Source organism: Roseovarius marisflavi, assembly GCF_900142625.1.
Lineage (GTDB): Bacteria > Pseudomonadota > Alphaproteobacteria > Rhodobacterales > Rhodobacteraceae > Roseovarius > Roseovarius marisflavi.
On sequence record NZ_FRBN01000012.1, the window covers coordinates 67,353 to 90,791 of the forward strand.

The window sequence follows — 23,439 nt, forward strand, 5'->3', positions numbered from 1 at the left end:
CTGGGGAAAAGAGGCCCGCCGCGGACAGCGGGCGTGACCTCTTGCGGAGCTAGTCGAAGGTGCCCGCGACCCGGCCCAGCAGCATAAAGGCCCGTGCGGTGCGGGTCTCTGACAGCTCTGAAATCTCGCTGTCGCTGGCCGTATCGGCGAATTGAGAGAACATCCGGTCAAACAGCCGCAAAAAGTGATGCGCCGCATCGCGAAAGATCGTATCCTGCTTCATCCGCGCCGCCGTCAGGGCCAGCGACGAGCGATCCCGCACACCGCCAAGCGCGGCCACCGTGCGCCCGCGCTCACCCGCCGCAAAGCGCCGCCAGATTTCGGGGCGCGCCATGTCGGGGCGAAGATCATCCATGTAAATCCCGTCGTGCGACATCAGCGTCAGGATATCCTGCGCCGCGCGAATTAGCTGGGCGGTGGGGCGATCCTTGAGCGCGCGGCGCAATGCGGCAAAGCCTGCCTTGTCCTCTGGGTTTTCGGGGAAATTCAGGGCGCGGATGAAATCCGGTCGCTCAAGCGGCGGTTGCATATCCTCGGCCGGGGTGCCAAGCGGAAGCGCAACCTGATCATCGCCGCTGGCCTCGGTGCTTGGCGGTGCGATCATGCGGCGCGGCTCTGGCTGTCCGACGCGGGTGCTTGAAAAGGTCGTCAGCGCGGTTTCGGTCTTGCGCTGTGCGGCGGCGATTTCATCGAGCTTCTGGTTGACCGAGGTGTCCATGACAAAACCGCCGGCCTGATTCTGGCTGACATAGGCCTGTCGGATGGCATCAATCGCGGCCTGCAACCGCTGGCTTTCGTCGCGCATCACCCGGCTGGCGCGGGCCGCCGTGGCCCCGACCCAGATCATTGCCACGGGCATAAAGACCGCGATCAGGATAATCACGAATTGCAGCGCACTTCCGCCCGCCTCTTCGCGCGGCGTCAGGACCAGGAAAAACAGCGCCGTGCCCAACAACCACAGCAGCGACAGGACCACGGCCACCATTTCGATGGTCGTGATCTGGTCGGATTTGCCTTGGGTAAAGCCGCCCTTGGTGCCGGACGGCGGAATATTGCGAGGAGGCATGTGATTTGGTCCGTCAGATAAAGGCGACCTTTAACACTTCGTAAGCGCGATCACCACCGGGCGTGCGCACTTCGACACTATCGCCCTCTTCTTTGCCGATCAGGGCGCGGGCAATCGGCGATTTTATGTTCAAAAGCCCTTTTTCGATACTGGCCTCATGCTCGCCAACGATCTGATAGGTCTTTTCCTCTTCGGTATCCTCATCGACCAGGGTGACGGTCGCACCAAACTTGATGGTGCCTGACAACTTGGCCGGGTCGATCACCTCGGCAAGGCTAAGGATGCCCTCAAGCTCCTTGATGCGCCCCTCGATGAAGGACTGCTTTTCCTTGGCCGAGTGATATTCGGCGTTTTCCGACAGGTCGCCATGTTCACGCGCCTCTGCGATGGCGCGGATGATCGCGGGCCGCTCAACGGACTTGAGCTGTTTCAGCTCGACCTCAAGCGCGGCATGGCCGCCGGCCGTCATCGGGATCTTTTCCATTACACTCGTCCATTGTTAAAGCGGGGCCGCGCAAAGCAGGCCCCGTCAGGTAAGTCGTCGTACTTGACGCCAGATTGCCCGAAGCCTCGGCCCGATTGCAATAGGTTATAGGAATTCACGGCGTTTTCGCGCCGTAAAACGTGACAAATTGCCGTTTTCCTGTCGGTTTAACGTCGTGTTTCAATTGACGGTGAAGGCGCGGGCACGATAGTCACGCAGCAACTTTATTGCGCGCAAGGCCGAGGCCCGTCGCGCACCGCAAAGAGGATAAGGTCAATGACGGATGTGACGCGCGAAGCGATGGAATATGATGTTGTGATCGTGGGGGCCGGGCCTGCGGGGCTTTCGGCTGCGATCCGGCTCAAGCAGCTTGATCCCGATTGCGCGGTTGTTGTGCTTGAAAAGGGCTCTGAGGTCGGGGCGCATATCCTGTCGGGGGCGGTGCTTGATCCGGTGGGTCTTGACGCGCTTATCCCCGATTGGAAGGCCAGGGGCGCGCCGCTCAACACGCCGGTGAAAGAGGACAACTTTTACATGCTCGGGGAGGCCGGCAAGATCCGGGTGCCGAATTTCCCGATGCCGCCGCTGATGAACAACCACGGCAATTACATCGTCTCGATGGCCAATGTCTGTCGCTGGATGGCCGAGCAGGCCGAAGAGCTTGGCGTTGAAATCTTTCCGGGCATGTCCTGCTCGGAACTGGTCTATGACGAGGCTGGCGGCGTCAAGGGCGTGGTGGCCGGTGAGTTCGGCAAGAACCCCGATGGCACCGAAGGCCCGAATTACGAGCCGGGCATGGAATTGCACGGCAAATACGTCTTCCTCTCTGAGGGCGTGCGCGGCAGCCTCGCCAAGGAAGTGATTGCCAAATACGACCTGTCACAGGGCAAAGAGCCGCAGAAATTCGGCCTTGGCATGAAGGAAATCTGGGAAATCGACCCAGACAAGCACCGCGAGGGGACAGTCACCCACACCATGGGCTGGCCGCTTGGCAAGAACGCCGGTGGCGGGTCGTTCATCTATCACCTTGAGAACAATCAGGTTTATGTCGGCTTCGTGGTGCATCTGAACTACAGGAACCCGCATCTTTTCCCTTACATGGAATTCCAGCGATTCAAGCATCACCCGATGGTCGCCGACCTTTTGAAGGGCGGCAAACGCGTGGCTTACGGTGCGCGCGCGATTTCCGAGGGCGGGTTCCAGTCGATGCCGAAAATGGTCGCGCCGGGCGTGGCGCTTCTGGGCTGTTCGGTGGGCATGGTCAACGTGCCGCGCATCAAGGGCAACCACAACGCGATGCTTTCGGGCAAGGCCGCGGCCGAGGCCGCCCATGCCGCGCTTGCTGCCGGTCGCGCCAGTGACGAGTTATCCGATTACGAGGCCGAGGTGCGCGGTGGCGCCATCGGCAAGGACCTCAAAAGGGTGCGCAACGTCAAGCCGCTCTGGTCGAAATACGGCCTGCTGACCTCGCTTGGTCTCGGCGGGTTCGACATGTGGACCAACACCTTTGGTTTTTCGGTTCTGGGCACGCTCGGGCATGGCAAGACCGACGCCGCCGCGACCGAAGCAGCCGCCAAGCACAAGCCGATTGAGTACCCCAAACCCGACGGCAAGCTGAGCTTTGACCGCCTCACCAACGTGGCGTTTTCCTTTACCAACCACGAAGAAAGCCAGCCTGCGCATCTCCAGCTCAAGGACGCCTCTGTGCCGATCGGCGTGAACCTGCCGACCTATGACGAACCGGCACAGCGCTATTGCCCGGCGGGCGTCTACGAAGTGGTGCGCGAAGAGGGCAAAGACCCGCGCTTTGTCATCAACTTCCAGAATTGCGTGCACTGTAAAACCTGCGATATCAAGGACCCGAGCCAGAATATCAACTGGGCCACCCCGCAGGGCGGTGACGGGCCGAACTATCCCAATATGTAACCATCGCGTGAATATCAGGCGGCGGCGCGGCAAATGGCCCGCGCCGCATTGCCTTGGGGGGGCGGGCATATTACCTTTGATCTGAATTCAGATGATAAAGGGCGGCTTCGCGTGAAAATCAAATCTCTCTCGGTCCTCGCAATCGTTGCTGCTTTGCAGGTCACCACGCCTTCGATTTTGGCCTCCGAGCCAAGCGGTGCCTATCTGGCCGCGCGCCAGGCCCGTTATCAGGGCGATTTTGCCGCCGCCGCGCAATATTACGCTCAGGTTCTGACCAAGGACCCGTCAAACCCGGCCATTCTGGAAAATGCAACCCTCGCCTATCTGGCGCTTGGTCAGCTGGATCGCGCCGTGGCGATTGCCCGCAAGATCGAAGGCGACGGGCTTCGCAGTCAGATCGCGCAGATGGCGCTTGTGGCCGATGAAACCCGCAAGGGTGAATACGACGCGATTTTGACCCGCGTTCAGAGTGATCGCGGCGTCGGCGCGCTTGCCGATGGGTTGATTGCGGCCTGGGCCGATCTTGGCAAGGGCGATATGACCGCCGCGCTCGAACGCTTTGACGCGGTGGCCGAAGAACGCGGGCTGCGCAGCTTTGCGATCTATCACAAGGCGCTTGCGCTGGCCTCGGTTGGTGATTTTGAAGGCGCCGACAAGGTTTTCTCCGGCGAGGCCGACGGCCCGATGCAACGCACCCGCCGTGGTGTCATCGCCTGGGCGCAGGTGCTAAGCCAGCTTGACGCCCAGGATCGCGCCGTCGCCGTGATCGACGACACCTTTGGCACCGACCTTGACCCCGAAATCGACCAGCTTCGCGCCAATCTGGAGGCCGGTAATCGTGTGCCGTTCGGTCTGATCACCAATGCTGGCGATGGCATTGCCGAGGTGTTCTATTCGCTTGGCCGCGCCTTGATGCAGGAAGCCAATGACGAATATATCCTGCTCTATTCCCGGATTGCCGAGGCGATCAAGCCCGATCACATCGACGCGGTGATCATGAGCGCCGAACTTCTGGAACAGATGGACCGGCATGATCTTGCGATCGAGGCCTTCAAGAAGGTGCCGCGCGACCACCCGTCGTTTCATGCCGCCGAATTGGGACGCAGCGATGTGTTGCGCCGCGCAGGCCGGACAGATGCCGCCATTGAGGTGCTGGAGCAGCTTGCGCAGACCTATCCCGACCTTCCCACCGTACATGTGGCGACCGGTGATCTTTACCGTGAGCTCGAGAATTTCTCGGCCGCTGTGGCCGCCTATGACAAGGCGCTGGCACTTTATGCCGAGCGCGACACCGATCAGTGGTTCGTGCATTATGCCCGCGCCATAAGCCACGAGCGGCTCGACAATTGGGACAAGGCCGAGGCCGATTTTCGCCGCGCGCTTGAGCTCAATCCCGGTCATCCGCAGGTGCTGAACTATCTCGGCTATTCGATGGTGGAAAAGCATATCAACCTCGACGAGGCACTTGATATGATCGAACGCGCGGTCGCCGCCCAACCTGACAGTGGCTATATCGTCGATTCGCTTGGCTGGGTTCTCTATCGCATGGGCCGCTATGACGAGGCGATCGTGCATATGGAACGCGCCGCCGAGTTGATGGCGGTGGATCCGGTGGTCAATGACCATTTGGGCGATGTACTCTGGGCTGTGGATCGTAAGGTCGAGGCGCGGTTTCAATGGCGCCGCGCCCTGTCTCTCCATGACAGCGCGCCCTCCGATGATGTGAACGCAGAGCGCATTCGCGCCAAGCTTGAGGTCGGGCTGGACAAGGTTCTCGCCGATGAAGGCGCGCCGCCCCTCAAACTCGTGAATGACGGTGGTTGAGGGGTTCGCGCCGGCCAAGATCAATCTGACACTTCACGTGACAGGGCGCCGGGGCGATGGCTATCACCTGTTGGATTCGCTTGTTGTTTTTGCCGATTTTGGTGACAGGATCACCGTTCGCCCGGCCACGGCGACCCGTCTGACGGTGACCGGGCCAATGGCGCCGGGGGTGCCAGTGGATGCCGGAAATCTTGTTGTGAAAGCCGCCGCTTTGATCGGTGTCACGGCCGACATCACCCTTGAAAAGCACCTGCCTGCGGCCGCCGGCATTGGCGGTGGGTCAAGCGACGGGGCCGCGACCCTGCGTGCCTTGGCCGAAATGGCGGGCGTGACGGTGCCGCGCGATGTGCTGTCGCTTGGGGCGGATGTGCCGGTTTGTCTTGCAGGCGGCGCGGCGCGGATGCGCGGTATTGGCGAGGATGTGACCCCGGTTGCCGGGGTGCCACCGCTTTACGCGGTTCTGGTCAATCCGGGCGTGGCTTTGGCGACGCCTGCGGTCTTTGCCGGGCTGACAACGCGCGACAATCCGGCGATGCCCAACCCTTTGCCGACCTGGCCAGACGCCGCGGCCTTCGTGTCGTGGCTGGGCCCGCAGCGCAACGATTTGCAGGCCCCCGCTATTGCCGCAGAGCCGGTCATCGCAGAGGTGCTTGAGACCTTGCTTGATACGCCTGGATGCCAGTTGGCGCGCATGTCGGGGTCGGGGGCCACCTGCTTTGGCCTCTATGACAGCGCCGAATGCGCCTCTGCCGCCGCTGGACGGCTGGCGCAGGATCGCCCCGGCTGGTGGGTGATGGCAACCCGGCTAAACGCCGCTTAGTTGACCCGAGCCACCACGTAATCTGCCAGATCAAGCAGCATCTGGCGCACCGGATGCTCGGGCAGGGCAGCGAGTGCGGTTTTGGAGCGTGCCGCCCATTCCAGCGCCTCTTGCCGTGTCTGATCAAGCGCGCCATGCGTGTTCAGCAACCCTATCGCATGCTCAAGATCACCGTCGCGCTGATCGCCCTTTTCGATCACTCGCTTCCAGAATGCGCGCTCTTCGGTGTCGGCGGCGGCAATAGCCTTGATCACCGGCAGGGTCAGCTTGCGTTCGCGAAAATCATCGCCAACGTTCTTGCCCGTGGCCTTGGCGTCGCCCTGATAATCCAACAGATCATCAACGATCTGAAACGCAATCCCAAGGGCATCGCCATACTCAAACAGCGCCTTGATCTGATTCTCGGGGGCATCGGCAATCACCCCGCCCACTTCGGTGGCCGCAGAAAACAGAGCGGCGGTCTTGCCGCGCACCACTTGCAGGTAAATATCCTCGGTCGTGGCAAGGTCGCGCGCCGCCGTCAGTTGCAGCACCTCGCCCTCGGCAATCGTCGCCGAGGCATTGGCAAGGATATCCAGCACCCGAAGCGAGCCGGGTTCGACCATCAATTGAAACGCGCGCGCGAACAGATAATCGCCGACAAGGACGCTTGATTTGTTATCCCAAAGCAGGTTGGCGGTGGGCCGCCCGCGCCGCTGTGCGCTTTCATCCACCACATCGTCATGCAAAAGCGTGGCGGTGTGAATGAACTCGACCGTGGCGGCCAGGTGAACGTCATACTCGCCGTCATAGCCACACAGATCCGCCGCCGCGAGCGTCAGCATCGGGCGCAGACGCTTGCCGCCCGCCTCGACCAGATGCGCGGTAACCTGCGGAATGCGCGGCGCATGCCGCGAGGCCATGCGCGCCCGAATCAGAGTATTGACCGCCTCCATCTTGCTCGCAAGATGTGCGGCCAGTTGTTCGTGCGGCTTGGTGGCGGCGTGATCCAATCCCATAACACTCCTGTCAACACCACTCGACAAATCGCCTTTGGTGTCCTTATGTCGGTCCCATGAAACAGCTTTTACGCACCAATGATCTGACGTCCATCGCTTTTGCACAGGCCTTGCTTCAGGGGGAGGGTATAGACTGCTTTGAAATAGACGTAAATATGAGCAGCCTTGAGGGATCAATCGGGATTTTTCCGCGTCGCCTTATGGTGGCGGATGGCGATTACAAAGCGGCGCGCGTGGCGCTTCTTGATAATGGGTTCGACCTTGAGGCGTGACGGCTTTGACGCGACCGAGCTAAGCCATGACGCCTTTCTTGGGGGGCGTCTTGTGATTGCCCAACCCAAAGTCGGCTATCGCGCCGGGGTCGATCCGGTTCTTCTTGCCGCCAGCGTGCCTGCGCGCGCGGGCGAGCGGGTGCTTGATCTGGGGTGTGGCGGGGGTGTTGCGGGGCTGTGCCTTGCGGCGCGGGTGCCGGGCCTTCGTCTGGCCGGGCTAGAGGTGCAACCGGTCTATGCCAACCTTGCGCGGCGCAATGCAAAGGCAAATGATATCGCGCTTGATGTGGTCACGGGCGATTTGTCAAACATGCCCGACGCCCTGCGCCAGCAGCAATTTGACCATGTCATCGCCAACCCGCCCTATTTTGACCGCCGCCAGAGCACCGCCGCGCGCGACGCGGGCCGCGAACGGGCCATGGGCGAGGACCTTTCGCTTGGCGATTGGGTAAGCGCGGCGGCGCGGCGGGTGGCGCAAAAGGGCTGCGTCACCTTTATCCAGCGCGCCGAACGGTTGCCTGATCTTATGGCCGCCGCCGCGATGCATTTGGGAAGTCTTGAGGTCTTGCCGCTGATTCCCCGGCGCGGTCGTGCGGCGCGGCTCGTTCTGTTGCGTGGGCGAAAAGGCGGGCGGGCCGGTTTTCGCCTGCACGATGGCTGGCTCTTGCATGAGGGCCCCGAGCACGTGCAGGGCGGCGAAAAATATACCGATCTCACCGATCAGGTGCTGCGAAATGCGGCGGCCTTGTCTTTCCCGGCCTGATTTATCGACAATTCTATCGGAAAATATCCGCTTATGCTGCGCCCGCAGCGTGACAGATTTGTAAAACTGTGGTGGACTGGTGGTGTTGACTTTAAACCGAAGAGGAGACGGCCCATGAGCTTGAGTTCACACATCGAGGAACTGAAGAAAAAACATATCATGCTCTCGGAACAGGTGGAGGTGGCACAACGCGCCCCGGGCACCAGCACTTTGGAAATTGCTGAACTCAAGAAACAAAAACTGCGCTTGAAGGAAGAGATCGAAAGGCTCTCGGTTTCGGCCTGATCCCCTTGCAGTAGCATCGCCTATCACGCCCTGCGGGCCTTGACGGCTGGCAGGGACGGTCACAATCAAGGCGATGACGGCACGAAGATTCACTCTTACGGAAAAGGGCCGGTCACATGGACCGGCCCTTTGTTATTTTTAGCTGTGCAAATTGCACTGCGCATTATGAGAAGAACTGTGCGCCGTTGGCCGAAATGGTTGAGCCATTGATAAAGCTGGCATCCTCGGACGCAAGGAAGGTCACGCAGCGGGCGATTTCCTCGGGTTCGCCAAGGCGACCGGCCGGGATCTGTGCGATGATCGATTCGCGCACTTTCTCGGGTACGGCCATGACCATTTCGGTCGCGATATAGCCGGGGCAAACGGCGTTGGCGGTGATGCCGGCGCGCGCGCCTTCTTGTGCGAGGCTGCGCACGATGCCGATGTCGCCGGCCTTGGTTGCGGCATAGTTCACTTGCGCGAACTGACCCTTTTGGCCATTGACCGAGCTGATGACGATGACGCGACCGAATTTACGCTCGCGCATGCCGCTCCAGACCGGGTGAACCGTGTTGAAAACACCGGTCAGGTTGGTGTCGATTACCTGATGCCACTGATCGGGCGTCATCTTGTGGAACGGGGCATCGCGGGTGATGCCGGCATTGGCGACAACGATGTCGATGGGGCCGATTTCGGCCTCGACACGTGCGATGCCGGCGGCGCTTTCGTCATAGTCGGCGACGTTCCATTTGTAGGTTTTGATGCCGGTTTCGGCGGTGAAGGCGGCGGCGGCCTCATCATTGCCGGCATAGGTTGCGGCGACGTTGTGTCCTTCGGCTTTCAGGGCTTTCGAGATGGCCGCGCCGATTCCGCGTGTTCCCCCGGTGACGAGTGCAGTTCTTGCCATGGTGTCCTCCAATCTGGCTTAGGTGTTGGTAACTTGGTTACTATTGTGTGTCTGGATGCGCAACATTATTGCGCGGTAAAAGTCCCGGCAGGCGATCAACTCTGTAAAGAAAAATGCCTTTGGCCTTTGAAAAAGGGGCGCCGTTTCGGGCGCCCCGTTCACTGCGAATCGCAGAGTGGCCCGACTAGGTTCAGGGGCGCTCGACGCAGAGCGCGACACCCATGCCACCACCGATGCAAAGCGTGGCAAGGCCGCGCTTGGCGCCGCGACGCTTCATTTCGAACAGCAGAGTGTTCAGAACCCGGCAGCCCGAGGCACCAATCGGATGGCCGATCGCAATCGCGCCACCATTCACGTTAACGATCTCCGGATCCCAGCCCATCTCTTTGTTGACGGCACAGGCCTGTGCGGCAAAGGCTTCGTTGGCTTCGACAAGGTCGAGATCCTTAACCGACCAGCCGGCTTTTTCGAGCGCTTTATGGCTGGCGTGGATCGGGCCCGCACCCATGATCGAGGGGTCAAGACCGGCGGTGGCATAGGATGCGATGCGCGCCAGCGGATCAATCCCGCGGCGCTCGGCTTCATCGGCACTCATCAACAGGGTGGCGGCGGCCCCGTCATTCAGGCCGCTGGCATTGGCGGCTGTCACGCTGCCGTCCTTGGTGAAGGCCGGGCGCAGTTTTTGCATGGCTTCCATGGTCGCGCCGTGGCGGATGTATTCGTCTTTATCGACGATGATGTCGCCCTTGCGGGTCTTGACGGTAAAGGCCATGACCTCGTCGTCAAACCTGCCGGCTTTCTGCGCGGCTTCGGCCTTGTTCTGGCTGGCGACGGCGAACTCATCCTGCATGTCGCGGGTGATCTGCCATTTGTCAGCAACGTTTTCGGCGGTCTGACCCATGTGATAGTTGTTGAACGCATCCCAGAGACCATCGCGGATCATCGTGTCGATATATTTCATATCACCCATTTTGTGCCCTGCGCGCAGGTTGGCGGCATGGGGGCTGAGGGTCATGTTTTCCTGGCCGCCGGCACAGACGATGGCGGCATCGCCAAGCTGAATATGCTGGGCCCCGAGGGCCACGGCGCGAAGACCCGAGCCACAGACCTGGTTGATGCTCCAGGCAGAGCTTTCAATCGGCAGGCCGGCATTGATATGCGCCTGGCGGGCGGGGTTTTGCCCCTGCGCCGCAGTCAGAACCTGGCCGAGAATGGTTTCGGAAACTTCGGATTTGTCGATCCCGGCGCGGGCGACAACCTCTTCTAGAACGGCGGCACCCAGATCATGTGCGGGTGTGTTGGCGAATGCGCCGCCGAATGATCCGACAGCTGTACGGGCTGCGGATGCGATTACTACGTTGGTCATGTGTGTCCTCCACCAGGAAATGCCAGCGCAGAGGGGCGCGCGGGATGCCTACACTAGGTGTGGAGCCCGAAGCCGTCTCTGCCTTTACGTGGCGTCATATAGTATATGCCGCATTGCGGCAACGGACGGAGTGTCACATTCAAGCGCTGGCCTGGTCAAGAGCACTATCAAGCCAGGGCGGCCTTATCGTCGGGGCACCAAAGTAATATCCCTGAAGACAGTCGATCCCAAGCTCTGTCAGATAGGCGGCGTCGGCGGGCTTTTCGACGCTCTCGGCGACGGTGACCATATCGAATTGCTGACCAACACTGGTCAGGGCGGCGGTCAGCACCTGATTATCGGTGTCATTGGCGATATCGCGAATGAACTGTCCGTCGATCTTGAGGATGTCAAAGTAGAAATCCTTGAGATAGCGAAACGAGGTATATCCCGCGCCGAAATCATCAAGCGCAAAGCTGATTCCCTTGCGCTGCAATTCATTCATGAAGCCAATCACCAGTTCAGGCACAAGCATCGCCGAACTTTCGGTAATCTCAAGAATAAGCCGCTCGGCAATTGTCGGGTCTTCGCCAAGACCACGTTTGAGAGTGCGCATCCAGCGGGTATAGCCGATCGAGCGGGCAGACATATTGATCGCCAGCCGCAAATCAGGATATTCTGTTAGCGTCTTCAGACCCTTTTCCAGCGCCAGACAGTCAACGATTCGGCCGGTTTCGGTTGTTTCTATCTCGTTTATGAATTCCCGCGCAGGAATGACCCGACCGGTGTCATCCAGAACCCGAATCAACCCCTCGTAAAAGGCCGGTTTGTCTTGCCTGCCCGCAGGCACGACCGCCTGATAGGCCAACATGACCTGTTTATGCTGCACTGCCTGATTGACCATATCTATGACCGACCGATCCCGCGCCGTGATGGCATAGGCGAGCGGGTTGTCATGCCCGGCCGGAACGTCTGCCCATTTATTTTTCTGCCCCATGCGTATCTCCGAAATGGCGTGCTTCACAAGTTGCGCCATTTCCGTTAAGCAAGGCTTAAAGTTTTGATTTTAAACATATTTGCTTGAGTTCGGGAAAAAGGGGGCATGGGCGCAATGGAAAGATGCGGTTGGGTTGGAATGGATGCGCTTTATGAGGCCTATCACGATACCGATTGGGGTGTGCCCGAATATGACAGTCGCGCGCTCTGGGAAAAGCTTATCCTCGACGGGTTTCAGGCGGGGCTGAGCTGGATCACCATCCTGCGCAAGCGAGAGAATTTTCGCGCGGCCTTTCAAGGGTTTGACCCGAATATCATTGCCACATGGGGCGAGGAGGACGTGCTGCGCCTGTTGGCTGATCCGGGCATCATCCGTCACCGGGGCAAGATCGAGGCGGCGATTGGAAATGCCCGCGTCTGGCAACAGATCGAGGCCGAGGGCGGGTTCGACAGTTACCTCTGGGATTATGTCGGTGGCGCCCCCATTCAGAACCAGTGGCAGAGCCTGTCAGAGGTCCCGACGCAGACCGATCTTTCCGTAAAAATTTCCAAAGATTTGAAGAAACGGGGGTTCAAATTCTGCGGACCAACCATCGTCTATGCCTTCATGCAGGCGGTTGGCATGGTCAATGATCACCTTGTCACCTGCCCCTGTCATGTGCCGGTTGCAAGGCTTGGACAATCAAAGCGCCCCTGATCTGCGCGCGAGACACGGCGGGTATGCGCCCGATGCCCCGGAAAGGTGTGTAATTCCCGCGCGAATCCTATATGTGGATGCATCCATACCCTAACCGCGCGAATGACCATGACCCAGACTGCCCCAATCACGCAGGACGTGCTGACAATCCCCCGCAAAATGCCCGAGGGGCCGATGAACCTTGTCGGCCTGACCCGAGAGCAGATGCGCGAGGTGCTGATCGCGCATGGAACGCCGGAAAAACAGGCCAAGATGCGGGTCGGCCAGATCTGGCAGTGGATTTACGGCTGGGGCGTGCGTGATTTCGCCGAAATGACCAACCTGTCCAAGGCCTTTCGCGCCGAGCTTGCCGAGAGTTTCGTGATCGCCATCCCCGAGGTCGTCAGCAAACAGGTCAGCGAAGACGGCACCCGCAAATACCTTGTGCGCATCAATGGCGGTCACGAGGTCGAAGTCGTCTATATCCCCGAAGAATCGCGCGGCACCCTGTGCATTTCCTCCCAGGTTGGCTGTACCCTGACCTGTTCGTTCTGCCACACCGGCACGCAAAAGCTGGTGCGCAACCTGACGGCCGGGGAAATCATCGGCCAGGTGATGATGGCGCGCGACGATCTGAATGAATGGCCCGAACCGGGCGCGCCCAAGGATGAAACCCGGCTTTTGTCCAACATCGTTCTGATGGGTATGGGCGAGCCGCTTTATAATTTTGAAAACGTCCGCGACGCGATGAAGATCGCGATGGACCCGGAAGGGATTCAGCTCTCGCGGCGTCGCATTACCCTGTCGACCTCAGGCGTTGTGCCGGAAATTGCGCGCACGGCGCAGGAAATCGGCTGTCAGCTGGCGATTTCCTTTCACGCCACCACCGACGAGGTGCGCGACCGTCTTGTGCCGATCAACAAGAAATGGAACCTTGAGGCGTTGCTTGAGGCCCTGCGCAGCTATCCCAAGGTCAGCAACTCCGAGCGCATTACCTTTGAATATGTGATGCTGAAGGGCGTCAATGACAGCGACGCGGATGCGCACCGCCTTATCCGCCTGATCGAGGGCATTCCGGCCAAGATCAACCTTATTCCGTTCAACGAATGGCCCGGCGCCCCCTATGAGCGCTCAAGCAACAACCGGATTCGCGCCTTTGCCGACATCATCTACAACGCCGGCTACGCAAGCCCGATCCGCACCCCCCGCGGCGAGGATATCATGGCCGCCTGCGGCCAGCTCAAATCAGCCACCGAACGTGCCCGAAAATCCCGGCGCGAGATCGAGGCCGATGCCGGGCTTGGCGGCTAGGCCGACGCAAGGTCAGGGTCGATACCCGGTGGTTGCCCTGTTAGGCTGCTCTCTCGATTTGTGAAAGGCAACCATACCATGCCCGAGTTTACCCCTCTGCCGCAGCCCCTTAACGCCAAGGGCAATCCCCGCCTTGTCGGTGTCGAGATCGAGCTTGGCGGCTTGGATGAAGCCCGCGTCGCACGCATTTGCGCCGATACGCTTGGCGGGACGGCCAAACAGGGCGACGGCCCGTTCTGGACAATCACAGACAGCGAAATCGGCGATGTCGAAATTTACCTCGACGTCTTCCTGCGCAATGCCCAGCAAAGCAAGCTGCGCGATCTGGCACTTGATATCGGCCGCGAGGTGATCCCGGTTGAAATCGTGACCGAGCCTTTGGATCACGCAGGCCTGTGTCGGCTTGATGACCTGCGCGCCGCCCTGCGCGCGGCGGGCGGATTGGGAAGCGGTGCCGGCTGGTTCTTTGGCTTCGGCCTGCACCTCAACATCGAAATCGCAAGTGCTGCTGACGCCGATATCGTGCATCCGCTTCTGGCCTATGCCCTGATCGAGGATTGGATTCGCACCGCCAACCCGATTGACGATGCGCGCCGTGTTCTGCCCTTTACCGATCCTTACCCGACCGACTTTGTGCGCGCGCTTATCGCCGCCGGGCCGGGCGCCAGCCGCGATCAGGTGACTGGCATTTACCTTGAACACACCCCAAGCCGAAATCGCGGCCTCGATATGCTGCCAATCTTTGCGCACTTCGATCCCGGCCGGATCGCGGCGGCGATTTCCGACAAGACATCGGCGCGCCCGACCTTTCACTTTCGCCTGCCCGATTGCCGCATAGACGAGGCCGACTGGTCCATTGCCGATGAATGGAACCGCTGGCTTTTGGTCGAGCGCGTGGCGCAGGACGCCGACTTGCTGGCAGAGCTGTCCAGGGCCTGGGACGATGATCACGGGGTTCTGACCCTGAGCCGCAAAAGCTGGGCGGCGCGCTGTGGCTCGATTCTCAAGGCGGCGGGGCTTGACGGTATTTCTGCATGAGCAAACGCAAACCCCTGATCGGCGTGACCACCTCGCGGCGCTCCGGCTGGCGGATCTATCCGCTGATCGCGCTCAATGTCTGGCTGGCGGGCGGGCGCTCAATCCGTTGGGTGGCCGGGCGCGACGCCGATATCGACGCGGTGGACGGGATCATCATCGGTGGTGGCGATGACATCTCGCCCGACCTTTACGGCGGGCGGATTGTCACCACGGCGCGGCTTGACCCGGACCGCGATGCGCTGGAGCGCGGCATGGTTCTGGCGGCGTTCGAGCGCAACAAGCCGGTGCTTGGCATTTGTCGCGGCAGTCAGATGCTCAACATCGCGCTTGGCGGTTCTTTGCATCAGGATGCCTATGCCACCTATACCGCCAGCGATCAGATCCGCACCATCCTGCCGCGAAAAACAGTGTGCATAGAGCCGGGCACGCGGCTTGCCGGGCTGGCGGGCACGGCCCCGATGAAGGTGAATGCGCTGCACACTCAGGCGGTGGATCGTCTGGGGCAGGGGCTGAAGGTCGCCGCGCATGACACCGGGGGCATGATCCAGGCGATCGAGCGCGTGTCAGAACCTTTCGCCATCGGCGTTCAGTGGCATCCCGAACACCTTTTCTATGCGCACCGCCAGATGGGGATTTTCCGCGCCCTCGTGGCCGCCGCCGCTGCGCGCCGTGACGTCACCCCGCAATTGCCCGAGGTTGATGCGAACATGTAAGTGGTCCAAACAATACCCCGAACCTGCCACATTTCAGAACAATTCACGCCACAAGCGTAAACTATCCCTGCCTAAATGGTTAATTGTAATGAGGCAGGAAACGATGGAACGTCAAGCAACAGAAACCCCCGCAAAAATCCGCGACATGGTCATGCGTGAGCGTCATCTGGCAGTATCAGAGCGGGAATGGAAACACCGGCTTCGCGGCTATGGCTATGCAATCCGCGACACTGCCGAGGGGCGCTTTGTCACCTCTTTGCTGCGCGGCGCGCCGATCTGCCAGCTGACCTGAGGTCTGCCAAATCCGGCTGGTTTCTTCTTGCTCTAAATATCCCGGGGGAGTCGCGCCGTGCGCGACGGGGGCCGCGCCCCCAATGACGGTGGCCCAAAAACGACAAACCCCCGAAGCATAGGCTCGGGGGTCGTCAAAAGCTTCACGCATCTGGTCCGAAAACCGGTCTTCTTTTTTCGGGATGCGAAAACCCCGTGTCGGCAAAAACTGCCTGAGCGGTCCTTAGACCATCCCTTCGCGCTGTGCTTTCTTACGCGCCAGCTTGCGGGAACGACGAATCGCTTCAGCTTTCTCGCGCGCTTTTTTCTCGGACGGTTTTTCGAAATGTTGCTTGAGCTTCATTTCGCGAAAAACGCCTTCGCGCTGCAGCTTTTTCTTCAGGGCACGAAGCGCCTGATCGACATTGTTGTCGCGAACACTAACCTGCATGTGGTGTCACCACCTTCCTAAGTTAAAGTTGCAATAGATTGCAGGAAGGCGCCGTATAGCAAAGCACCCCAAATTTGTCTAGTGTGCGCAGAGCGAAGAGGAAAAGCCGATGCATGACCCCGATTTGATCACCCGATTGCTCGATGCCGCCAAGATGCACGTGCCGTTTGACGGCTGGAGCGAGGCGACCCTGAAGGCCGCTGCAAGTGACGCGGATATTGATCCCGGACTGGTCGCGGCGATCTGTCCGCGCGGCGCGGTTGATCTTGCCTTGGCCTATCACGAGGCGGGCGATCAGGCCATGCTTGCGCGTCTTGAGGTGGCTGATCTGGGCGACATGCGGTTTCGTGACCGCATCGCCTTTGCGGTCCGCGCCCGGCTAGAGGCGGTCGAGGACAAAGAGCTTGTCCGCCGGGGCGTGACCCTGTTTTCCCTGCCGGTTTATGCCGCCGACGGTGCCCGCGCCATCTGGCAGACCTGTGACCGGATCTGGCTGGCGCTTGGCGATACCTCGGATGACGTGAACTGGTACACCAAGCGCGCGACGCTCTCGGGGGTTTACGGCGCGACGGTGCTTTATTGGCTGGGCGACGACAGCGAAGATCATGCCCGTACATGGGAATTTCTGGATCGCCGGATCGAGGATGTCATGCAGATCGAGAAATTCAAGGCACAGGCGCGCGACAATCGTCTGATGTCAGGGCTGATGGCGGGGCCGGTTGGCTTTTTGACCCGGATTCGCGCGCCGCAGGGTGGCGCGAGCCCCGGCATGCCGGGGCGCTGGAACGGCCCGACCTGAGAACATAAGGAATCAAGGACATGAGCACGACGATGCAGGCCGTTGAAATCACCCGCGCAGGCGGCCCCGAGGTTTTGGTGCCAGCCACCCGCCCGCGCCCCGACCCGCGCGCCGGTGAGGTGGTGATCAAGCTGGCCTATGCCGGGGTGAACCGGCCCGATGCCCTGCAACGTGCCGGGCTTTATGCGCCGCCCGCCACCGCAAGCGATCTGCCCGGTCTTGAGGGCGCAGGCGAGGTTGTCGCGCTCGGCGCAGGGGTGAGCGGGATTGCCCTTGGCGATCAGGTTTGCGCGCTGTTGCCCGGCGGCGGCTACGCCGAATATGTCGCCACGCCTGCCGCGCATTGCCTGCCGGTGCCGTCCGGCATGGGCCTGAAAGAGGCGGCGTGCCTTCCCGAGACCTATTTCACCGTCTGGTCGAACGTGTTTGAGCGCGGCGCCCTCCAGGCGGGCGAGCGGTTCCTGGTGCATGGCGGGTCAAGCGGCATCGGCACCACCGCGATCCAGCTTGCGCGTGAATTCGGCGCGCGGGTGTTTGCCACCGCAGGGTCGGACGAAAAATGCCGGGTCTGCGAAGATCTGGGTGCAGAGCGGGCGATCAACTATCGCCGCGATGATTTCGTTGATGTGATCCGCGCCGAGGGCGGGGCCGATCTTATCCTCGACATGGTCGGCGGCGATTACCTGCCGCGCAACGTCAAGGCCCTAGCCGATGACGGACGTCTTGTGCAGATCGCGTTCTTGCAGGGGCCGAAGGTCGAGCTGAACTTTGCCCCGCTGATGATGCGCCGCCTGACAATCACCGGAAGCACCCTGCGCCCGCAGAGCGATCTGGCCAAGGCACGGATCGCCGAGGCCCTTTTGGCGAACGTCTGGCCGCTGCTTGAGGCAGGCAAGATCGCGCCGGTGATGGATTCCGAATTTGCGCTTGCCGATGCCTCCAAGGCGCATGCCCGGATGGAAACCAGCGGCCATATCGGCAAGATCGTCCTGAAGGTCGGCTAGGGTGACGCCGCTGGTCTTGTCGATCCTTGCACTGGCGGGCCTGAGCCTCTGCCTGAGCCTCTGGGCGATCCGGCGCGATGTGCCGCTCAACTGGCGGTTTGCCCTGCCAGAGGCCTTGCCCAAGGGGGGCGCGCCACGCTTTGAAACGCTGTTGGATTACACCGCGCCAGAGGGGCAGGCCCACGCGCCCGCGATTGTGCAGGAGAGCGGCGGCTTTTCGGTGATCTGGTTCCAGGGCTCTGCCGAAGCACAGCCGGATGTCGATATCTTCGCCAGCCATATAACGCGTGATGGCGACGCATGGCAGGCCTCAGCCCCCGAACGCCACCTGACCCGAGGCGCGCTTGCGGACGCGTTCGAGCCGCGCCAATTGGTGGTGACCCTTGGCAATACCATTCAAAATGACGCCGCCCCCGGTCATCTCTACACAACCGCCGTATCGGTCGGGGGCTGGGCCATGGCCGCAATCGCAGAGGTCGCGATGGGCGCGCGCGGGCCTGTCAGGGCCAGCAAGCTTAACCTTTCGCCAATCCTCAACCGCTCGTTTCTGGTGAAATCGCCAATGCTGGCCTACGGCGATGGCAGTCACGCCTTGCCGGCCTATTTCGAAATGGGCCCGACCTATGGCGCGCTTGTGCGCTTTGATCCGCGAGGACGGGTTCGCGATCAGCGCCGCATGTCCGGCACCGGGGTGAAACCGATTCAGCCGATGATCGTGCCGCTTGACGCGACCCGAGCGCTTGCCTTTCTGCGTGATTTTGACCGCAGCGGAACGCTCTGGCTAAGCCGAACGAGCGATGGCGGCCAAAGCTGGTCGCGCGCCGAGGCGCTTGACATGGCCAACCCAAGCGCGCCGGTCGCGGCCCTTGCCCTTGGCGACGGGCGCATATTGATGGCGATGAATGACGATGCGGATCACCCAGATGATCTTCGGCTCGCGCTGAGCAGGGATGAGGGCGCAACCTGGCAGGAGGTGTACCGCTTCACCGGCGAGGGCGCATTGCGCTATCCGATGCTGCGCCGGGTGGGCGATGACATCGCGCTGGCCTATTCCACCGGAGGCAAGCGCGGCATCCGCGTCCATCTGTTCAACGGCCTCTGGCTGGCGGCGCAATGAGAGCGGCGGCAGACTGGATTGCGCTTGCCCTTGTGATGGCTTGGGTTGGCTTTGCAGTGGCGGGTCCGGTTGGCGCGGGGGCAATTGCCCTTGCGGTGCTCTTGCTGCGCGGTTGGGTGCCGGTGTCGACGCTGATGGCGCTTTTGGCGCCCTTGGGGGTGATGTTGCCCGCGCTGGCCCTGCGCCAGATGGCGGCGGGCATGGGCGTTGCGGTGATCCCCTTTGGCAGCTTAGAGCTGGTGGTGTTTTTGCTGGCCTACCTTGTCTTTCTGGCTTCGGCCATGGGGGTGGTGCCGGTCGGTCTTTACCGGTTTGGCTATGCGCCCGTGCCGGTGGCGGTGATGGTGCTGGCGGCCTGTGGATACGGCGCGCTGAGTGGACAGGTGTTCTTGCCGATCGTTGCGGTGATGGGGCAGGCGCTTTGGGTCATGGGCTGGGGCAGCAGCAACTGGTTTGATCACGTGCTGCATGCTGTTCTGGTGCCGGTGACGATCGTGGTTTTGATCCTGCGGATGGTCTGAGCGAGGTTAGGCCCGGAATTTGAGTATTTTTGGAACGATGAAAGCCAGGGTGGGATGGTGCCGAGCCGTTACCGGATAGGATCAAACAGCGCGTCTTTCATACGGCAGTCGCGGACCACATCGCGCCCGCAGGGCACCGGGGTGAGATCTTTTGAGAGGCAGAGCCGCGCCTCTTGAATGCGGCCCTCGCGGCAGGTGATGGTCAGCATATCGGGCTCCAGCCCCGGATTGGCCTTGAGGAAGGCCTCTTCGATCACCGAGGCGGGCAGTTTTACTGGTTTCGAGAGTTTGCGAAAGACCGGCGGGCGGATGACGCTTTCATAGGCCTGGCGCGCCAGGGCATAGTAATCCGGCCCCGAAAGCCCGGTGCAGGCGCCGTGTTTTTTCCACTGATACCAGGCCAAACCGGGGGTGCCCATGATATCGGCCATGGCGTCTGTCATCTGGCGCGACGGCGGGCGCGCGGCGGTTTGGCAATGGGCGGGAAAGCCGCGATGATGCTGCGGCCAGAGCCCGTGAAGCACCCAGCCATGATCGGTGGTCTCCTCGCATTGCGGTGAGCGGCGCGCGTCGCCCTTGAGCTCGCACCATGTCGGCGACCAGCTCAGCGAGAGAACGTAATAGTCGAACTCTCCGGCGCGGTTCGATTGCGCCAGGGCGGGCGCGCTGAGCAGGCTCAAGACGACAAGCAGAAACACCGGCATTCTTTGGACTTTCATTTTGCTTCAGACACTACTATATACTCGGCAAGTTCCCCGACAATGGAAACCCGTTCCGGCCAGACCGGAACCGCCCCTCCAGGCGACGGGAAAGATATGCGTTAAGGAGACCCGAGATGTCTAAACCAATCATGGCCAAGGCCACCGCCGTCTGGCTGGTGGATAACACGACGCTGAATTTCAAGCAGATCGCGGATTTCTGCGGGCTGCACGAGCTTGAAGTGCAGGGCATTGCCGATGGCGATGTGGCCGCGGGCGTCAAGGGGTTTGACCCGGTCGCCAACAATCAGCTGACCGAGGAAGAGATTGAAGCCGGGCAGAAAAACCCGCTGCACAAGCTCAAGCTCAAGTTCAACGCCGCCGCACAGGGCGAGGAAAAGCGCCGTGGCCCGCGCTATACTCCGCTGTCCAAGCGCCAGGACCGTCCGGCGTCGATTCTCTGGCTGGTCAAGTTCCACCCCGAGCTGGCCGACAGCCAGATTTCGCGCCTTGTCGGCACCACCAAGCCGACCATTCAGGCGATTCGCGAGCGGACCCACTGGAATATCGCCAATATTCAGCCGATCGACCCGGTGGCGCTTGGGCTTTGCAAGCAATCCGAGCTTGATGCCGCCGTGCAAAAGGCGAGCGCCAAGAAGGCCCGCGAAGGTGCCGCGATGAGCGATGATGAGCGTCGCAAGTTGCTCAGCACCGAGCAGAGCCTTGGCATGGAGTCAGAGCCCAAGATCCCGACCGCGATCGAGGGTCTGGAATCGTTCACGCTTGGCCAGGACTACCAGCCGGAAGAGCGCGAAAAGAAATACGATGCCGAAAGCCTATTCAACCTGCCCGATGCGTCAGATGATGACGACGAGGACGAGGACGAAAGCCGCTAAGCCGACAGGCATCGGTGACGATACCAGGAAACCCGGGCCGGAAGGCTCGGGTTTTTTTATCGATTTTACCGCTGCACCGAAAAAAAATCGCGCGTGTCCGAAAAAATGTTGTATTGACTCAATCACGGCCCTAAGTGCGATTTGCAGACGCCAACGCACGCGCCTCTGGCCGGTGGCCCCGCCATCCGTGTTTACGTAGCGACGGTAACGTCTCCCGTTATGAACTGGTCGGGTGAAAGCCCGGGTCTGATAGGAGATGACCATGAACGCTTACGTGAACCCCCTTGCGGGCGGCGACGCCGTATTTGCAGCCTTCGATACCTCTTCCGTGATCGTCGATTACATCCGACGCACCACTTTTGATCACCCGACGCTGGTGGTTCACCGTGACACTGTCGCGCGTCAGTATCGTGCGCTCAAGGCCGGTCTTGGCTGCGCCGACATTCACTATGCGGTCAAGGCAAACCCGACCCGCGAGATCATCGAACTTCTGATCGCCGAAGGCAGCCACTTTGATGCGGCCTCGCGCGGCGAGATCGAGCTTTGCCTGAGCCTTGGCGCGCATCCCGAGCACATCTCGTTCGGCAATACCGTGAAACGCGCAAGCGACATTGCCTTTGCCCACGGCGCAGGGATCACCCTGTTTGCGGCCGATAGCGACATGGAGCTTGAAAAGATCGCAACCCACGCGCCCGGCGCGGAGGTTTACATTCGTCTTCTGGTGGGTGCGACCGGCGCCGACTGGCCGCTGAGCCGCAAGTTTGGCTGTGCGCCGGAAATGGCGGGCGACCTGATGGGCCGTGCCCGCGAGCTTGGGCTGAGGCCGGTTGGCCTGTCGTTTCATGTCGGAAGCCAGACCCGGCGCGCCGAAATGTGGCGCGAGACGCTGGATCAGGTCGCAGGCGTTTGGGCCGAGGCCCGCGCAACCGGCTTTGACCTTGACATGATCAATATCGGCGGCGGGTTCCCGGCGTTTTACGGCGAAGAGATCGAAGCCCCGCAGGCCTATGCCGCGCAGGTCATGGCGATGGTAGAGCCGCGCTTTCCCGGTGCCACCCGCGTGATGGCAGAACCGGGTCGCGGCATGGTCGCCGAGGCCGGCATGATCGCCGCCGAGGTGCTTTTGGTGAGCCGCAAATCCGAGGATGATATCTGTCGCTGGGTGTATCTCGATATCGGTAAATTCTCGGGCCTGGCCGAAACCATGGACGAGGCGATCCGCTATCAGTTTCTGACAGAGCGCGAGCATGAGGCGACCGGCCCCTGCATTCTGGCGGGTCCGTCCTGTGACAGTGCCGATGTGCTCTACGAAAAGCGCCCGGTGGCGATGCCGCTTGGGCTTCAGTCCGGCGACAGGATCATCATCCGCAATTGCGGCGCCTATACGTCGAGCTATTCCTCGGTTGGCTTCAACGGTTTTCCGCCGCTTGAGGTCGTGGTGATCTAGAGCATGTTGCTCAAAAGTGGGAACCGGTTTTGAGCGTCGACAACATGCGAAATCAATAGGTGGAGCATGTCGCGTGAATTTTGAGTGAACGCGACATGCTCCAAGGCGACCCTCGCCGCGCTCTTGCGTGTGCGTCTCGGTTTTGGCGGCCCGGGTGGCAACATCCGGGCTTTGCTTTGCGCAGGAAACGGGTCGCGTGGCGGGTCAATTACGGCAACTCTTGTCGGCAAAGGAGTGCTGTCATGGGGTCTGCGATGTCTGCCTTGCTGATCTTTTTGTTGCCGCTGGCCTATAGTCCGGGGCCGGGAAACATGATCTTTGCCGCCATGGGCGCGCGCTTTGGTCTGGCGGCGACATGGCCTGCGAGTTTTGGCTATCACCTTGCGACATGGGCGGTGACTCTGGCGATCGGTCTTGGCTTTGGGGCCGCAACCCAAGCCGCGCCCGGCGTGGCAAAGGGGCTTCTGGTCATCGGCGCAGGCTATGTCATGTGGCTTGCGCTCGGGCTCTGGCGCGCCGGAGCGATGCGGGATGGCGATGTAAGGGCCGCGCGGCCGATAGGGTTTGGTGGCGGCATGGTGCTTTTGCTGTTCAACCCCAAGGCCTATGTGATCATCGCGCTGATGTTCACCCAGTTCAGCGCGGTCCCCGGCCTTGGCGTGCTGGGGATTGCGACGGTGTTTACCCTCAACAACATGCTCGCCTTTGCCCTCTGGGCCGCGCTTGGCAGGCGGCTTGCGCGGCTCTGGTCGCGCCCCGATCAGGCGGCTTTGCTGAACCGGGGGCTGGCGGCGATGCTTGGCGGGGTGGCGATCTGGATGGCGGTCGCCTGA

Annotated in this window: 26 protein-coding genes; 18 read left to right on the plus strand and 8 right to left on the minus strand. The window is 61.1% G+C overall.

Annotated elements, in window-relative coordinates; genetic code table 11:
• Positions 1 to 49: 49 nt before the first annotated feature.
• Both BUB78_RS11890 and greA read right to left on the minus strand, forming a co-directional pair.
• Complete coding sequence (locus tag BUB78_RS11890) at positions 50 to 1,066, minus strand: hypothetical protein (protein ID WP_073198312.1); 1,017 nt, start codon at positions 1,064 to 1,066, stop codon at positions 50 to 52.
• Positions 1,067 to 1,079: 13 nt separating this feature from the next.
• Positions 1,080 to 1,550, minus strand: a complete 471-nt coding sequence (gene greA, locus BUB78_RS11895; RefSeq protein ID WP_073198313.1) for a transcription elongation factor GreA — start codon at positions 1,548 to 1,550, stop codon at positions 1,080 to 1,082.
• Positions 1,551 to 1,826: 276 nt separating this feature from the next.
• On the opposite strand from greA, the gene BUB78_RS11900 reads away from it, so the two are divergent.
• The 3 genes from BUB78_RS11900 to BUB78_RS11910 all read left to right on the plus strand — a co-directional run bounded on the left by BUB78_RS11900 (position 1,827) and on the right by BUB78_RS11910 (position 6,120).
• Complete coding sequence (locus BUB78_RS11900) at positions 1,827 to 3,476, plus strand: electron transfer flavoprotein-ubiquinone oxidoreductase (RefSeq protein WP_073198314.1); 1,650 nt, start codon at positions 1,827 to 1,829, stop codon at positions 3,474 to 3,476.
• Positions 3,477 to 3,587: 111 nt separating this feature from the next.
• Complete coding sequence (locus tag BUB78_RS11905; protein WP_073198359.1) at positions 3,588 to 5,300, plus strand: tetratricopeptide repeat protein; 1,713 nt, start codon at positions 3,588 to 3,590, stop codon at positions 5,298 to 5,300.
• On the plus strand, positions 5,287 to 6,120 hold the full coding sequence (locus BUB78_RS11910; protein WP_073198315.1) for a 4-(cytidine 5'-diphospho)-2-C-methyl-D-erythritol kinase: 834 nt from the start codon (positions 5,287 to 5,289) through the stop codon (positions 6,118 to 6,120). The genes BUB78_RS11905 and BUB78_RS11910 overlap by 14 nt, the downstream gene beginning before the upstream one ends.
• On the opposite strand, the gene BUB78_RS11915 is transcribed toward BUB78_RS11910, so the two are convergent.
• The gene (locus BUB78_RS11915; protein WP_073198316.1) at positions 6,117 to 7,118 is read right to left on the minus strand and encodes a polyprenyl synthetase family protein; all 1,002 of its coding nucleotides are present in this window, start codon (positions 7,116 to 7,118) and stop codon (positions 6,117 to 6,119) included. The two genes, BUB78_RS11910 and BUB78_RS11915, sit on opposite strands and share 4 nt — an antisense overlap.
• A 56-nt stretch (positions 7,119 to 7,174) precedes the next feature.
• On the opposite strand from BUB78_RS11915, the gene BUB78_RS11920 reads away from it, so the two are divergent.
• The 3 genes from BUB78_RS11920 (at position 7,175) to BUB78_RS11930 (ending at position 8,438) form a co-directional block, all read left to right on the plus strand.
• Positions 7,175 to 7,390: a putative signal transducing protein gene (locus tag BUB78_RS11920; RefSeq protein WP_073198317.1), complete on the plus strand. Its 216-nt coding sequence runs from the start codon at positions 7,175 to 7,177 to the stop codon at positions 7,388 to 7,390.
• A complete protein-coding gene (locus BUB78_RS11925) occupies positions 7,368 to 8,153 on the plus strand; it encodes a tRNA1(Val) (adenine(37)-N6)-methyltransferase (RefSeq protein WP_073198318.1) in 786 nt (261 codons plus the stop codon). Before BUB78_RS11920 ends, BUB78_RS11925 begins: the two co-directional genes overlap by 23 nt.
• Before the next feature lie 114 nt (positions 8,154 to 8,267).
• On the plus strand, positions 8,268 to 8,438 hold the full coding sequence (locus tag BUB78_RS11930; protein WP_073198319.1) for a YdcH family protein: 171 nt from the start codon (positions 8,268 to 8,270) through the stop codon (positions 8,436 to 8,438).
• 163 nt (positions 8,439 to 8,601) lie between these two features.
• On the opposite strand, the gene phbB is transcribed toward BUB78_RS11930, so the two are convergent.
• From phbB to BUB78_RS11945, 3 genes are all read right to left on the minus strand, one after another.
• Complete coding sequence (phbB, locus tag BUB78_RS11935; protein ID WP_073198320.1) at positions 8,602 to 9,324, minus strand: acetoacetyl-CoA reductase; 723 nt, start codon at positions 9,322 to 9,324, stop codon at positions 8,602 to 8,604.
• Positions 9,325 to 9,514: 190 nt separating this feature from the next.
• Positions 9,515 to 10,690, minus strand: a complete 1,176-nt coding sequence (locus tag BUB78_RS11940) for an acetyl-CoA C-acetyltransferase (RefSeq protein ID WP_073198321.1) — start codon at positions 10,688 to 10,690, stop codon at positions 9,515 to 9,517.
• A gap of 139 nt (positions 10,691 to 10,829) precedes the next feature.
• Complete coding sequence (locus tag BUB78_RS11945) at positions 10,830 to 11,666, minus strand: EAL domain-containing protein (RefSeq protein ID WP_073198360.1); 837 nt, start codon at positions 11,664 to 11,666, stop codon at positions 10,830 to 10,832.
• 114 nt (positions 11,667 to 11,780) lie between these two features.
• Here BUB78_RS11945 and BUB78_RS11950 point away from each other — a divergent pair, with 114 nt between their 5' ends.
• From BUB78_RS11950 to BUB78_RS11970, 5 genes are all read left to right on the plus strand, one after another.
• Positions 11,781 to 12,362 (plus strand): DNA-3-methyladenine glycosylase I, encoded by a 582-nt coding sequence (locus BUB78_RS11950; RefSeq protein ID WP_073198322.1) that lies wholly within the window; start codon positions 11,781 to 11,783, stop codon positions 12,360 to 12,362.
• 108 nt (positions 12,363 to 12,470) lie between these two features.
• Positions 12,471 to 13,652: a dual-specificity RNA methyltransferase RlmN gene (gene rlmN / locus BUB78_RS11955; protein WP_073198361.1), complete on the plus strand. Its 1,182-nt coding sequence runs from the start codon at positions 12,471 to 12,473 to the stop codon at positions 13,650 to 13,652.
• A 78-nt stretch (positions 13,653 to 13,730) separates the two neighbouring features.
• Positions 13,731 to 14,690, plus strand: coding sequence for an amidoligase family protein (locus BUB78_RS11960; RefSeq protein ID WP_073198323.1), 960 nt, complete (start codon positions 13,731 to 13,733; stop codon positions 14,688 to 14,690).
• Complete coding sequence (locus BUB78_RS11965; protein ID WP_073198324.1) at positions 14,687 to 15,403, plus strand: gamma-glutamyl-gamma-aminobutyrate hydrolase family protein; 717 nt, start codon at positions 14,687 to 14,689, stop codon at positions 15,401 to 15,403. The genes BUB78_RS11960 and BUB78_RS11965 overlap by 4 nt, the downstream gene beginning before the upstream one ends.
• A 103-nt stretch (positions 15,404 to 15,506) precedes the next feature.
• On the plus strand, positions 15,507 to 15,695 hold the full coding sequence (locus tag BUB78_RS11970; RefSeq protein WP_073198325.1) for a hypothetical protein: 189 nt from the start codon (positions 15,507 to 15,509) through the stop codon (positions 15,693 to 15,695).
• A 222-nt stretch (positions 15,696 to 15,917) separates the two neighbouring features.
• On the opposite strand, the gene rpsU is transcribed toward BUB78_RS11970, so the two are convergent.
• Complete coding sequence (gene rpsU / locus BUB78_RS11975; protein ID WP_073198326.1) at positions 15,918 to 16,124, minus strand: 30S ribosomal protein S21; 207 nt, start codon at positions 16,122 to 16,124, stop codon at positions 15,918 to 15,920.
• 109 nt (positions 16,125 to 16,233) lie between these two features.
• On the opposite strand from rpsU, the gene BUB78_RS11980 reads away from it, so the two are divergent.
• The 4 genes from BUB78_RS11980 to BUB78_RS11995 are packed head-to-tail and all read left to right on the plus strand — an operon-like array spanning position 16,234 to position 19,565.
• Entirely contained in the window at positions 16,234 to 16,923 is a 690-nt protein-coding gene (locus BUB78_RS11980) for a COQ9 family protein (RefSeq protein ID WP_073198327.1), read from the plus strand.
• 20 nt (positions 16,924 to 16,943) lie between these two features.
• Entirely contained in the window at positions 16,944 to 17,927 is a 984-nt protein-coding gene (locus tag BUB78_RS11985) for an NAD(P)H-quinone oxidoreductase (protein WP_073198328.1), read from the plus strand.
• Between the two features lies 1 nt (position 17,928).
• Positions 17,929 to 19,044 carry an exo-alpha-sialidase gene (locus BUB78_RS11990; protein ID WP_073198329.1) on the plus strand — a complete coding sequence of 372 codons (1,116 nt, stop codon included), beginning with the start codon at positions 17,929 to 17,931 and terminating at the stop codon, positions 19,042 to 19,044.
• Positions 19,041 to 19,565 (plus strand): hypothetical protein, encoded by a 525-nt coding sequence (locus BUB78_RS11995; RefSeq protein WP_073198330.1) that lies wholly within the window; start codon positions 19,041 to 19,043, stop codon positions 19,563 to 19,565. The genes BUB78_RS11990 and BUB78_RS11995 overlap by 4 nt, the downstream gene beginning before the upstream one ends.
• Before the next feature lie 68 nt (positions 19,566 to 19,633).
• Here BUB78_RS11995 and BUB78_RS12000 read toward each other — a convergent pair whose 3' ends face one another.
• Positions 19,634 to 20,284: a ribonuclease T2 family protein gene (locus BUB78_RS12000; RefSeq protein ID WP_073198331.1), complete on the minus strand. Its 651-nt coding sequence runs from the start codon at positions 20,282 to 20,284 to the stop codon at positions 19,634 to 19,636.
• A gap of 116 nt (positions 20,285 to 20,400) precedes the next feature.
• Between BUB78_RS12000 and BUB78_RS12005 the strand changes: the two genes are divergently transcribed.
• The 3 genes from BUB78_RS12005 (at position 20,401) to BUB78_RS12015 (ending at position 23,439) form a co-directional block, all read left to right on the plus strand.
• Positions 20,401 to 21,159, plus strand: coding sequence for a DUF1013 domain-containing protein (locus tag BUB78_RS12005; RefSeq protein ID WP_073198332.1), 759 nt, complete (start codon positions 20,401 to 20,403; stop codon positions 21,157 to 21,159).
• Between the two features lie 262 nt (positions 21,160 to 21,421).
• Complete coding sequence (locus BUB78_RS12010; RefSeq protein ID WP_073198362.1) at positions 21,422 to 22,606, plus strand: type III PLP-dependent enzyme; 1,185 nt, start codon at positions 21,422 to 21,424, stop codon at positions 22,604 to 22,606.
• A gap of 242 nt (positions 22,607 to 22,848) precedes the next feature.
• The gene (locus BUB78_RS12015; protein WP_073198333.1) at positions 22,849 to 23,439 is read left to right on the plus strand and encodes a LysE family translocator; all 591 of its coding nucleotides are present in this window, start codon (positions 22,849 to 22,851) and stop codon (positions 23,437 to 23,439) included.